13 protein-coding genes are annotated in these 13,244 nt (G+C 42.1%); 5 read left to right on the top strand and 8 right to left on the bottom strand.

Going from position 1 to position 13,244, the window contains the following annotated elements:
• The first annotated feature begins 45 nt into the window (after positions 1-45).
• Positions 46-924, top strand: a complete 879-nt coding sequence (locus A3860_RS17235) for a helix-turn-helix domain-containing protein (RefSeq protein WP_081147975.1) — start codon at positions 46-48, stop codon at positions 922-924.
• Between the two features lie 277 nt (positions 925-1,201).
• Positions 1,202-1,879, top strand: a complete 678-nt coding sequence (locus A3860_RS17230) for an NUDIX hydrolase (RefSeq protein WP_317043497.1) — start codon at positions 1,202-1,204, stop codon at positions 1,877-1,879.
• Positions 1,880-2,212: 333 nt separating this feature from the next.
• Here A3860_RS17230 and A3860_RS41110 read toward each other — a convergent pair whose 3' ends face one another.
• From A3860_RS41110 to A3860_RS17200, 6 genes are all read right to left on the bottom strand, one after another.
• On the bottom strand, positions 2,213-2,386 hold the full coding sequence (locus A3860_RS41110) for a hypothetical protein (RefSeq protein ID WP_158085282.1): 174 nt from the start codon (positions 2,384-2,386) through the stop codon (positions 2,213-2,215).
• Positions 2,387-3,449: 1,063 nt separating this feature from the next.
• Positions 3,450-5,291 carry a glycoside hydrolase family 2 protein gene (locus A3860_RS17220; RefSeq protein WP_081147972.1) on the bottom strand — a complete coding sequence of 614 codons (1,842 nt, stop codon included), beginning with the start codon at positions 5,289-5,291 and terminating at the stop codon, positions 3,450-3,452.
• A gap of 90 nt (positions 5,292-5,381) precedes the next feature.
• Positions 5,382-6,590: a glycoside hydrolase family 88 protein gene (locus A3860_RS17215; RefSeq protein ID WP_081147971.1), complete on the bottom strand. Its 1,209-nt coding sequence runs from the start codon at positions 6,588-6,590 to the stop codon at positions 5,382-5,384.
• A gap of 122 nt (positions 6,591-6,712) precedes the next feature.
• Positions 6,713-6,991 (bottom strand): hypothetical protein, encoded by a 279-nt coding sequence (locus A3860_RS17210; protein ID WP_216823459.1) that lies wholly within the window; start codon positions 6,989-6,991, stop codon positions 6,713-6,715.
• Positions 6,979-7,104 carry a hypothetical protein gene (locus A3860_RS42285; protein WP_394334793.1) on the bottom strand — a complete coding sequence of 42 codons (126 nt, stop codon included), beginning with the start codon at positions 7,102-7,104 and terminating at the stop codon, positions 6,979-6,981. The genes A3860_RS17210 and A3860_RS42285 overlap by 13 nt, the downstream gene beginning before the upstream one ends.
• Positions 7,076-7,480: an RNA polymerase sigma factor gene (locus A3860_RS17200; RefSeq protein WP_081147968.1), complete on the bottom strand. Its 405-nt coding sequence runs from the start codon at positions 7,478-7,480 to the stop codon at positions 7,076-7,078. The genes A3860_RS42285 and A3860_RS17200 overlap by 29 nt, the downstream gene beginning before the upstream one ends.
• Before the next feature lie 337 nt (positions 7,481-7,817).
• On the opposite strand from A3860_RS17200, the gene A3860_RS17195 reads away from it, so the two are divergent.
• From A3860_RS17195 to A3860_RS17185, 3 genes are all read left to right on the top strand, one after another.
• Positions 7,818-8,924, top strand: coding sequence for a hypothetical protein (locus A3860_RS17195; protein ID WP_143774149.1), 1,107 nt, complete (start codon positions 7,818-7,820; stop codon positions 8,922-8,924).
• 321 nt (positions 8,925-9,245) lie between these two features.
• Positions 9,246-9,548 (top strand): hypothetical protein, encoded by a 303-nt coding sequence (locus tag A3860_RS17190; RefSeq protein WP_081147966.1) that lies wholly within the window; start codon positions 9,246-9,248, stop codon positions 9,546-9,548.
• A gap of 179 nt (positions 9,549-9,727) precedes the next feature.
• Positions 9,728-10,150, top strand: coding sequence for a hypothetical protein (locus A3860_RS17185; RefSeq protein WP_081147965.1), 423 nt, complete (start codon positions 9,728-9,730; stop codon positions 10,148-10,150).
• Between the two features lie 81 nt (positions 10,151-10,231).
• Here the strand turns inward: A3860_RS17185 and A3860_RS17180 are convergent, their stop codons facing one another.
• Positions 10,232-10,822 carry a hypothetical protein gene (locus A3860_RS17180; protein ID WP_081147964.1) on the bottom strand — a complete coding sequence of 197 codons (591 nt, stop codon included), beginning with the start codon at positions 10,820-10,822 and terminating at the stop codon, positions 10,232-10,234.
• 1,930 nt (positions 10,823-12,752) lie between these two features.
• Entirely contained in the window at positions 12,753-13,235 is a 483-nt protein-coding gene (locus A3860_RS17165; RefSeq protein WP_081147961.1) for a hypothetical protein, read from the bottom strand.
• Between the last annotated feature and the right edge of the window lie 9 nt (positions 13,236-13,244).

The following is a 13,244-nucleotide window of genomic DNA, read 5'->3' as shown; positions in this document are numbered from 1 at the left end:
ACAATTGTATAAATTTGATCAGCATAACGACACAATTGCCACCAAATGAAAAGCACTTTATTACGGGAAATCACCCCACTCACTCAAAGCGACTGTTTTACCCTGTTCTCGCGCGTAAAATCGGAATTCGATTTTCCGCTTCATTACCATGAGGAATTTGAGCTCAATTTTATTCAAAACGCCAAAAACGCCAGGCGGGTCATTGGCGATCATATTGAAGAAATTGATGAGCTGGAGCTGGTACTGGTAGGCAGCAACCTGCAACATGCCTGGTTCACCCATAACAGCAAAAGCGGCGAGATCCGTGAGATCACGATACAGTTTCACAAGGACCTTTTCGATGAAAAGTTCCTGCGCCGTAACCAACTGAGCTTTATTCGCACCATGCTGGAGAAATCATTACGGGGGATCCTGTTCTCCAAAGAGACCACCCAGCAGCTGGCGCCGCGGATCATGGAGTTGAACCAGAAGCAGGGGTTCGATTCGGTGCTGGAATTAATGTCAATACTACATGACTTATCGATTTCGCGAAATATGCGCATTTTATCGGATGCCTCGTTCAACAATACCGAACAATACACATATAACAGCCGGCGTATTGAAAAAACGTTGGAATACATGAACCACAACTTCGACAAACCCATTACCCTGAACGAAGTGGCGCGGCTGGCCAACATGTCAGATGCTGCCTTTAGCCGCTTTTTTAAACAGCGTACCGGCAATACGTTTATTGACAGTCTTACCGAGATCAGGCTGGGCCATGCTTCCCGGATGCTGATAGATACCACCCAATCGATAGCCGAAGTGGCCTACCATTGCGGTTTTAATAATATTTCCAACTTTAACCGCATCTTTAAAAAGAAAAAAAGCTGTACCCCGAAGGATTTCCGTGAAAGTTTTTCAGGCACCCGGATCTTTATTTAAGGGTCATTTCCTGATCATCGTTAGCAAATTGCAGCTACCGGTTGGTATTAGGGGGTTAGCGTTGGCAAAAAAATGCAACCGGTCTTCAAGCAACGGGCATGGCCTGGCGGCTATTTAAAAAAAATAGCTATCTTCATCACAAGGTTACACTTTTGTTCCCTTTTTCTTATTACTTTAACCCAAAATTCTATCCGTTTCCACTATTATGATTGCCAAATTTTAATAGTTCAAATGGACGGTGCACTTTCATATGAAACATTATTCCAAGCAAAAACGCATGCTTGTTGCGGTAGACTCAATCATTTTTGGTTTCGATGGACATGAACTGAAACTGCTGCTCATACAAAGAGGATTTGAACCCGAAAAAGGCAAATGGAGCCTTATGGGTGGTTTTGTACAGCCTGACGAAGATTTTGAAGCGGCAGGCGCGCGCATCCTAAAACAACTCACCGGTCTTAAAAATGTATACATTGAACAGTTACATGCCTTCGGTGAACCTAACCGTGACCCCGAAGAGCGCACCATTTCCATTGCTTATTTTGCCCTGATCGATATTCATAAATACGAGAAGCAGATAAGCGATGATTTTCATGCCGAATGGTTCTCCCTGAAAAAAACGCCCAAGCTCATCTTCGACCATAGCCGTATGGTGAAAATGGCCCAGGAAAAGCTGCGCTATAAAGCCGCCTTCCACCCTATTTTATTTGAACTGCTGCCCGAGAAATTTACGCTGCCCCAGTTATACAATTTGTACACCGGTGTGTATGACACTGTACTGGACAAACGTAATTTCACCCGCAAAATATTGTCGACCAAACTGCTCATCAAGCAAAAGGAAAAGGAAAAAGAGGGGTCGAAAAAAGGTGCGTTCTATTACAAGCTCGACAAGCGCCGTTATGATTCACAATTCCATGCATTCCTGAATTTCATTCCCAACCCTGATAATCTTAAATAGGCCAACCCGCCTGTACGCTCCGGTGGCTCCAGTGCTGAAGCGCTGGCGCAAGCGGCTACAACTTCAGCGGGTATAAAAAATGGCGGTTCCCCGGAGGAGGAACCACCCTAAAAACAGGACATAACTGGTCGGAGAGTTGCTATACCAACTGCGACATCCCGTTGTTGTTGCCTTTCCCTAAACCTATTATCAAGTTTGTTAGTTTTTAGTTGCCGGTTCGCGGCCTACAGGTTAAAGTTGAAATTTCGCAGTTTGCAGTTCGCCGGCTCACTGTTGCCGGCCTACAGGTCATGATTCACTGTTTACCCTTTTTAGTTTATCTATATGTTGTGGTTACCCCGGCAACCTGATGGCCGGGGCCCATATTAACCTGATGGTATCAGGGACAGCAGCTCTCTTGTGAACAGCTACTGTCCTGAACTTTGTACAGGTATAAATAAAGAGTACGATCGAAACAAGTCCTACAATCTCTTTTATTACTTTTTTAAGTATAATGGTGTATTTCATAGTTAGCATGTTCAACAGGCAATGGGCAAATTACTTTCACCAGCCATCGTGATGGCCATAATCAATTGAGTAAATACAACAGGTTAAAACAGGTGCGTGTAACAGGAGGATAATCAAAAGGCAATTGGTGCATTCCCGATCGCTATCGGGATTTCAGGGCAAGAACAACAAGCAAGAAAACAAGGACCAAATTTTACATGTCAGACATCTTGTTACTACTTTGAAAGAACCATGCCAAAATGATAATGATCGATGTTTAAGCAACAGTTGAAATAAGATATTTATTTTTGCTATCTGTGTTCCAGTTTTACAGTTCACAGTTTCACAGTTTACAGTTTACAGTTCACAGTTTACAGTTCACAGTTTACAGTTCACAGTTTACAGTTCACAGTTTACAGTTCACAGTTTACAGTTCACAGTTTACAGTTCACAGTTTACAGTTCACAGTTTACAGTTCACAGTTTACAGTTCACAGTTTACAGTTCACAGTTTACAGTTCACAGTTTACAGTTCACAGTTTACAGTTCACAGTTTACAGTTCACAGTTTACAGTTCACAGTTTACAGTTCACAGTTTACAGTTCACAGTTTACAGTTCACAGTTTACAGTTCACAGTTTACAGTTCACAGTTTACAGTTCACAGTTTACAGTTCACAGTTTACAGTTCACAGTTTACAGTTCACAGTTTACAGTTCACAGTTTACAGTTCACAGTTTACAGTTCACAGTTTACAGTTCACAGTTTACAGTTCACAGTTTACAGTTCACAGTTTACAGTTCACAGTTTACAGTTCACAGTTTACAGTTCACAGTTTACAGTTCACAGTTTACAGTTCACAGTTTACAGTTCACAGTTTACAGTTCACAGTTTACAGTTCACAGTTTACAGTTCACAGTTTACAGTTCACAGTTTACAGTTCACAGTTTACAGTTCACAGTTTACAGTTCACAGTTCACAGTTCACAGTTTACAGTTCACAGTTTACAGTTCACAGTTCAAAGCTCAAAGCCGTTGCTGTAAGGCGAACAGGAAACTTTGAACTTTGAACTAAAAACTTACATCCTTTATGGGTTTGAAGTTCTACTCCTCTCATCGTAGTATTCCTTCAATACAAAGAACGCTTTCTTCTTGCGTCCCTGCTGATCAATCAATCCTTTATTGTTCCAACCTTCCTGAAAGGTTTGGTTATTCCGGCGGGGTGATCGGAAATCGCAGAGTATCCAGGGCGAAAGGCCGGCAAAATTATCGGGCATGCGTTTGAACATGGCCACCTGTTCGCGGTAATACCATTCCTGGTATTCTTCACTCCAACGGGTGAGTGAATCGCCATGAAAACCACCCAGGGTCTCGGCCCCGGTTTCACTGATGAAGAAAGGTTTATTATACGCAAATTCCCAATTGGCTGTACGGCACTTGTCGGGCAAACCGGCATACCAGCCCAGGTATTCATTAAAGGATACAATATCAACATACTCACCCAGTGGGTCATCGATCTTGTTAACACCGGGCTGGTAATTTACCTCCAGCGCTGCCGATACCAGGCGCGTTGAATCGAGCGACCGGGCCGCACCAATGAGGTTACGCATAAAAACCAGCCGCAAAGGATTTACAGGCGTTTCATTTCCCACCGACCAAATGATGATACTGGCCCGGTTATGGTCCCTGGTGATCATTTCCGTTAGCTGGGTGCGGGCTTTGTCAAACACTTCCCCACTGCTGAAATCGATGGTCCAGTAAACCGGTATCTCTGACCACACCAGGATGCCCAGCGAATCGGCCGTGCGGGTCATATTTTCATTGTGCGGATAATGCGCCAGCCGCACCATGTTACACCCCAGCTCTTTGGCCCAGCCCAGCAATTGCAGCGCATCCTGTTTGCTATAAGCCCGGCGTCCTAGCTGTGGTATTTCTTCGTGTGTACAAATGCCCCGCATAAACAAGGGCTTGCCATTCAACAGCACCTGCCTGCCAACGACCTCTATGGTACGGAAACCAATTTTGTCTTCTATTTTGTCGGCACCCGTGTTAATAACGATATTGTACAGTTTTGGGGTTTGTGGCGACCAAAGCTGTACCGCCGGTAAATTAAATTGAACCGCCACTTTATCACCTGTTACCGGAAATGCTTTCTTAATTTTTAATTCCGGAATTTCAACGGTCACTTCTTTGGTGGTTTGCCAGTCGTTGAGCTGTACCCAACCTTCTACCGGAATATTCTTTGTGGTTTTCAGTGAAGCGCCCTTTTTTATATGCAGACTATAGTCCTGAATGAAAGCCGCAGGTACTTCTACCAACTGCACATCGCGGGTGATGCCGCCATAATTCCACCAATCGGTATTTACGGTTGGCACTTCATCCTTGTGCCTGGTATTATCTACTTTCACCACCAGGTAATTGCCGGTGGGTTTTAAATACGAATCAGGCACTTCGAAATTAAAAGCCGTAAATCCGCCTTTGTGTTTGCCCAGCTTTTTTCCATTGAAGTATACATCGGCATCAAAGTTCACGGCGCCGAAGTACAGGTAAACTTTATTGGCGGCATTGCTTTTTGTAAAATCAAATGATCTTTTATACCACACAATGCCTTCGTAGTACAGGAACTTTTCGGCCTGAGAATTCCAATCGCCGGGCACCTGCAAGGTATATTTATCGGTGAACCTGTATTCCTTACGTTCGGTCTTATTGACCTGTTCATCGGTGTTCCAATAGGCATCGCGGTCATTCTGGCTTCTTTCCTGGTACCGGTAATCATAATAGCCGGTACCATAGGGATCAATTATATATTGCCACGCGCCATTGAGGCTGGTTGTTTTGCGGGCAGCGATATCGGTTATTAAAGGTGTTTGAGCAAATAGTGATAAATGCGTCAATAGTAGTAAGACTGTAATAAGAGATAGAAATTTCATATGTCGTGAATGGTGAATGGTCAATGGTGAGTGGGTCGCTGAATTTTTAAGCCCGCCGGTTTTCCGCAGGCGTTATTTTCCACCCACATTTTACTTCTTCATTTCTTTATATCGCTTACATGCTTCCATAAAATAATAATCGCCATAGGTAAGCGGCATATCAACTTCGGTGCCGTGTGGCTTATGTCCTACTCCATGTTGTAAAATGAACCCGCCGTTGGTGCCAATAGCGGCTTTATATGGTTCGCGGGATAAATTCCTGATCATGGTGGCGGCTACTTCATTATACCGGCGCCCTGCTGCGCTGTCTGTATATTTACTTAATTCAAGAAATGCCGAGGCCATGATCGCAGCTGCCGAGGCATCGCGCAGGGCATTGGGAATATCAGGGGCATTAAAATCCCAGTAAGGGATCTTGTCGGCTGGTAAATTGGGGTTCATTAAAATGAACTGGGCAATATGCTGCGCCTGTTGCAGGTAGCGCACATCTTTGGTATAGCGATAGCAAACGGTATAACCATATAAACCCCATGCCTGTCCGCGCGCCCAGGCCGAACCATCTGCATAACCCTGTGCCGTTTTCTTTTCTTTCACCGCACCGGTATTTACGTCGTAGTTCAATACATGGAAGGAACTGTAATTGGGCCGGAAATGATTTTTCATGGTCGTATTGGCATGGGTAACTGCTATCTTATAAAATGAGGAATCGCCGGTGGCCTTTGTGGTCTCAAACAACAGCTCCAGGTTCATCATATTGTCAATGATCACCAGGTAGTCGGAAGGATCTTTTGAATCCCAGGATTTAATACAGCCTACGGTTGCATTAAACCGGGTACTGAGCGATTTTGCGCTGTTAAGCAGGATCTCCCTGTATTCGGGTTTTGGCTGTATGCGGTTGGCGTTACCAAAACTGCAATACATCATAAAACCCAGATCGTGGGTGGTTTTGTTATATTGTTCTTTTTGCAGTATACCCAGTATACGCACGGCTTCATTATACAATACTTTGTCGTGCGTTTGTTCGTACAGGTATAATAATGTACCGGGATAAAAGCCGCTGCACCACCATCCGGAACCGCTGTATTCCGGCTTACCGGTTTTGGGATCGAATGTTTTTGGGAAGCTGTCGGCGGGCAGGTTTGCTTTTAAAACTTTGTATTGTTTTGCTCCATCTACAAAATCAGTCTGGATAATCTGTGACAAGCCGGCTCTCTTTGCAGATCTTTTCTGGGCCTGGCAGCAGACACTTATAGACAATACACTTAATAAGATAGCAGTAACAAATACGGGTGTTTTCATGAATAGCTTCAATTTCCGTCGAAAATAATAAATAATAGGGAGTCCCGGCAGTACGCCGGGACTCCTTGACTATAACTAACCAAAACTGCGAATAAAAAACTCATTTTTGGTGAATGGGAATCTCAATTTTTTGAGCTTCGCATTAGTTTCGAAGCTCCTACACCATACCTGGCTTTAATAAAATTGAATTTACCACTGTTGATGATGGCCTGGCATTGGGCTTCGGCGAGGTTATTTTTACCCATGCGCAAATACACTTCGGCCAACAACTGCTGCGCCATGGCCTTATTGGCCCGGCTATACAATTTGCCTTTTGCATTTGATTTTTCATTGTCGATGGTAGGCAAATTAGTGACTGCAAAGGTGAGGTCGTTCACGATGAGGGCGTTTACTGAATCCAATGAGGTCCTGGTAAAATCTGTCTTTGGGCAACTACCTGGTTGCGAACCGTCAATACAGAAATGTGGAGGATATCAGCTACTTCCTTATAGCGCATGCCATCTTCTTTCACCATTTCGAAGATGAGGCGGCATTGGGGCGGTAACTGTTTTATTGATTGCTGAATGGAATGTATAATATCGGCAGAATTTCGAGCTCCATTTCGTCGAGACTGGCAACGGGATTTTTAAAATGGCGGGTGATATAATTAAGGCAAACTGGTACAGGTATACTTTCAGGTTCCCGATTTCCATGAGTTTGTTCCTGATCTGCCATAATTTGATAAATACCTCAGAAACAATTTCTTCTGCAATTTCGGGCGACTTTACAAAGGAGTAACAAAATCGATGCAGGTTATGGTAGAAGAGATCATAGATCGCCTGATACGCCTGCATATCTTCATACAAAGCAATACGTTGTTGCAGCGATCGTATCTGGTTTAGATCATTCAAATGGCAAATTCTGGTTTTATACGGCGGTCTAATTTCAGATAAAAAAGTAATATCTGCAAAAATTTGCTGAATGTTTTTTAGCAGGCAGCAATAAAAGGTTTAAAATACAGTTGAAACATACTTTTCTTACACACTTATTGCCAAAATATACACGTGTATTTCTAAAACTGCACGTTTATCAAATTAACTCCCGGGAGCGCTTATTCTTATTTACCTTTACACAATCCCTTAATCAACCAAAATCATTTGCACACAGCTCATGCCCGATCCCTCTATAAAATACTTCAGGACAGGGCGACTTAAAAATCTATTAACCATAAATTATTAAATGAATATTATGTTGAAAACAGGTTTAACCGCCATAATGGGGGTTATTATTCTTCATACAGGAGCAATGGCACAGGTAACTGTAAAAAACACAGGTAATATAGGTATTGGAACCTCAACACCTTCCACTAAATTGGATGTAAATGGCGATATAACAGCCGGGAGTGCAAATGGAGGTTTACATTTAATTGTAAATGATATTCCCACAGCCCGTTGGGCCCTGGGAACCGGCGGTTATTCATTTCATATAGCCAGTGATTATCCTGTTACAACTACCTGGACAGACAAGTTTGTAATAAACAAGGATGGGAATGTAGGAATTGGCGTAACAAACCCCAGTGCAAAACTGGAGCTACCCAATGCTGGTAATGCAAGTTTGCGGGTGGGCATATCAAGCAATATGGCCAATAGCAATGCACAAATATTAAATACCTTGTCGGTAATTGGAGAAAATCCTTCTGCAGTCACCTCCAGTGGAGCTGTAGCCTGGGATTTTTATAACAATGGGAACAGCCCTACCTGGGCAGGAACCCTCCTTATGCATTATGGCAATGGTTTAAGCGGTAATTTCGGCACCAACGTTCCTGTTGGTAAAAATAACCTGGGTGTACTGCACTTTCAAAATGAATCAAATGGACTTATTACGGCAAATGGCAATCTCTTTATAGCGCCTTCATATAATTTATCTACCACTTTTCTCTATAATGGAAATGTGGGAATTGGAACCAGTGCTCCCCAACAAAGACTTCATGTAATTGGGACTATCAAGGGAGACAATTTTCTCACGTCAACGGGGTATAATTATGCAGACTATGTTTTTGACTCTGCGTACCAGTTACTTACTTTACAGGCAGTAGAAGCTTATATAAAGCAAAACCATCACCTGCCTGAAGTGCCAACAGAAGCAGAAGTAAAAAAAGACGGTATCAATCTCGGGGAACACCAGGTTATGTTGTTGAAAAAAGTAGAAGAACTCACATTATATGCAATAGAACAGAATAAAAAGCAACAGGAGCAAAATGAGAAGCTTAAGGTGCTAGAGGAAAATATGGCTATAATGATGGAAGAAAACAATAAGCTGAAAGAAGAGCTTTTGAAGCTAAAAACAAAGAAATAAGCGTGTTGCGGGAAATAATTCACCTGAGATTTCGGGTTAGACTAAAAAAGCATCAATCTTTGGGTTGGTGCTTTTTTGTTTCTATACATTCATACACTCCCGTTGGTAACTACGCCGGTAGTGTATTCGTGGAAATGCGCTAATGCCGGAGGTAACAAAGAAAAATCCATTGCACATTTATTGGTAAAAACAACCCGGCTATTGGCAAAACGACACGATTATTAATTCTTTACAGGAGATACTACCGGGTGTATTATTTTTAAACCAATTTAACTACCATCATTGAATAAAAAGTACCAATAAAACAACCAATCAAATACTATGCGGATAAGAATTCCTAAACTCCTTTATGCAACAGCCTCCATTTTTATGATATCGCCAGCTATTAAGGCGCAATGGAAATCAGGTCTTAATGGCTCTCAATACATAATCTCAGGTAATGTGTCTGTTGGTCCTGTAAACGCCCCCCTGTATCCATTGACAATTTCTAAAGATGGTACGGCATACAATTCATTTGGAAAAACCAAATACATACGCGTTTTAGTGAATGAAGGAAACCAAACAGGTGGCGGTATAGCAGTCTCTGATGATGTTGGCTTTTTCGACTGTAATGACGGCATATAAGCTTTGAGCCACTTTGTTGCGCCTCGGGGTTTAAGGTAAACAGTGATCTTTGTTTAGGCGATCAAAATGATAACCTGGTCTATGGGAAAAAGCTTGATTTCGGCGCCTCTTCTGGTTCAGATCCCCTGTGAATATCAAGGTATGCCATTGCCCTGGATGCCATTGAAATACGGGTGAATGTGGGTGATGAAGGCGGAGCAAGCGATCGTTTCGTTATTGGCTATTCTTCGAATGGGACATGGAATCCTGGCATGTTTGTTAGGTCCATATCCTATGTAGGAATTAATACCAGCGATACAAAGGGCTATTGTTTTGCTGTAAATGGAGATGCCATCTTCAATAAAGTAACAGTGAAGCCCTATCCCTGGCCCGATTACGTATTTCATGTAAAATACCGTTTGCGTCCTTTGAGCGAAGCAGAACAATATATTAAACAATATCACCATTTGCCAGAAGTGGCTACAGCCGATGAAGTAGAAAAAAATGGTCTGGATGTGGGTGATAACCAGGCCACCCTTTTAAAAAAGATCGAAGAGCTCACTTTATACCTAATAGACCAAAATAAAAAATTGGAGCAACTCGACGAGAGTGTTAACCTCTGAATCCATGAGAGGCGGATAGTATATTGTTAGGAAACGATAAAAAAGCCGCCCCCGTTTTACCAGAGGCAGTCTTTTCATTCATCAAAAACAAAACATCTGGCTTAAGACGGTTCTATCACCTTTTTCGAGCGAATGGCTGTTTCCCGGTTTGTCGGTAGCCGTTGCTTTAATGTGGGAACCTACAGGTGTTGCATTGTTTTGAACGGCCGTATACAAACATTGCTGGCTATTGGCATCAAAAACAGCGCTGCCTTCTTCTAACAGGGTACTACTTGCGGTGGTGATGGAGACTTTCACGGATTGCACCTTGATGATATCTACTACCCCTATTTTGATAACACTGCCAACCATACCGGTATACTCTTTGGTGTCGATGTCCTTTATCTCAGGATCGGTAAACCAATCGGCTATGGCCATGTTGAAGGCCGACTGACCGCCCGTTGCCAGAGAACTGTAGAACTTGCGGTTCTCCGCATTCTTCAGGATGCCGCGTGCCCAGGAAGCAGCTTCTTTGAATTTACTTTGTATCTCCAATTGTTGTTCGGTAAACACGTTGAAGCGGTTGGGGATGGCCGTCGCAATAGTTTTACCCCCGCGCTGGCGGAAAATGAGCAGCTTGCCCAATTTCCCCGACATGCCATACATGACATAGTTATTTTTAGATTCTGCCATAAAATCAATTTTTAAAATGTTGGAATAAAATTGTTACAACGCTATTCCGGCCGGAAGGCAGGAAGTACGGCAGCATTCCGGCGCTAGCTTCCGGTTTCGCTGCATCGCACTCACTGTATAAGCGTAGCTCAAAATTGAGGCAGAAAAACCGATCGATTACCGAGTGCAATAGGAGCCTCGGATATGTTTAGTTATCCACATTTGTTTAAGTTGATGTAGTTGAATGCGTCGGCGATTTTCAACAGAATTGAAGCAGGTTTTCGAATACCCACCGTCTCGTACGATTTTTTTCAGGATTAATGGATTAATTAGCAAAGTTGGCTAAGGAGTATTTTTGATACAGTACTGCAATTATTGTTCCCATTTAGGGAATATCTTCAGGAATGCTTCGGTCAAGCTTCGCTTAAGCTTCGGTCAAGCTTCGATTATCCCGGATTGGGAAATGTGGGCGGAAAGAGGGGTTTACCAGTACTACACCCAACCTTTTCCCGCCTTCCGGGTCATTACCTGGATGCAAACTATATCGCACAAATACACAATCTGCCGAAATTCTGTTAGTCCTTACAACCAATAAACAGGCTCATTGACCCTTTTGCTGCCTTATTCGTGATCAGCCTAAAAAAACGTTTTAAATTTCGTTTAAGGCAAATTCACAGAATACATGCTCCACTAATTTCCTGGCCAATACTGATACTGAATTGACAATGATCAATTTCCACTTATCCAAAGTAAAGAAAGGCAAGTGAATCAGGTTAAGATTCCAGCTTGTAATACAGGAACCTATGACCGTAGTTGAACTACCCTGGCTTCGTTCTGACTTCGGTTTCCGGCCACCCATTTCCTACGCTTTTGCTACCCCATCACTACCCTTCTCCTTAGGCAGAGGTAGTAAATGGGTAGTAAAAAAGTAGTATTTCAATAGGAAAGAGGCAGTGTTTGGGTAGTGTTCGAGTAGTCCAAGAACGAAGGAAGAACGAAGGAGGAACGGCGCTGATATGGACCAACTGTCAAGTATTCCCTGACATTTCAACTTTCTATCTCCACCACCTTCTCCCTCCTAAAACTCAAATGCTCGCCGGTTTGGATATTGATATAAGGTAGGAACATGGTGCGTCACAACGATGCTTTTGCCAGTACGCACTTCCTTAAACGCTTTTTCTGAAAAATAAACCGATTGGTTGTGTAGTTGATTGAATTACTCAAAATGGTTACGGCACTTGTTGAAAGGGAGCCTGTAATTGAAATGATACAGGCTGTATTGCGGATACCCTGGCTTGTCATTGGAGTTATCGTCACAGTCTGTAAAACAATAGGTCTTGCAACGCAAACTATACACCTTGCTCATCAAAACATATGCAATATTTTCGAACTATATACCTTGCATTCCGGACGATGACCATTGCATTTCAGCTTTTACTTTTAGCCGATCGATATACAAGTCATTTTGATGGAAACATACAGGCTGAGCTGCGAACGAGCTTGTATGCTTTGTGAACGAGGCATGTCGGCATTTAAACGAGCCGTCTTGTAAACTGATCGGGGAATATTGTAATTCAACATATAGGCGTGTAATTAAACAATTGGAATTGAAGCAGGTTGCCTTGTATTGCAACATACAAGCATTGCAATTCAGTACAAAGATCTTGTAGTTCAACATCCAGGTCTCACCAAACGACATAGAGACCCCGCAGGGCACTATAAACGTCTTGGCATTCGATGGACGGGGTTTACCAAAATTTAGTTGTTCAAACTGCCAGGATATATATATCCGAATTTCTGTTCTGAGTCTATTATCATATAAAAGCGTTTAAATGAGGTGAAATAAAAAAAGAGGCCGTCTCCTATGTTTGTAAAAACATGGAGGCGGCTTCTTTTTTTATAGATAATAAGAAAAAACAGATAGTATCTAGCAATGATGCTATTTTGCTTTTTACTGTCCCCCAAATTCAGCTTCCGTCCTATCATTTAATGTTGTTTTCAAATCACCCCGAATTAACATTTCAATCCAATCAAATATTTTAATTATTGATTTTGTAGATAAAGGACTAACCCATTCTCCTTGCAAACTTTTATCTATACGAAGTGAATTCAACTCTTCAACTGATAAATAATCTTTATTTGCAATCAATTGTTTCGCAGAGTCTATAACTGCTATAAATTGTTCTTTTTTTTCATCATTAATTAAATACTCACTTAAATTCAAATGCATAAAACCATTAAACAACCCAATTGAATTATTATAAATATGGTTTCGTATATCGCCCTTTAACCAGTGATAACTCAAATCAGAATTATTATCAATTCTCTCAACAATAAAACGACATGCAATTTGCAATAGTGAATCATAAATCCAAAATCCAATTTGATTTTCGGAAGTATCACTATCATCAAAACAGACAAAGCTCCTTGCCATATATTTTCA

This window comes from Niastella vici, from assembly GCF_002077945.1.
GTDB lineage: Bacteria > Bacteroidota > Bacteroidia > Chitinophagales > Chitinophagaceae > Niastella > Niastella vici.
This window is presented reverse-complemented; position numbering and strand designations above follow the sequence as displayed.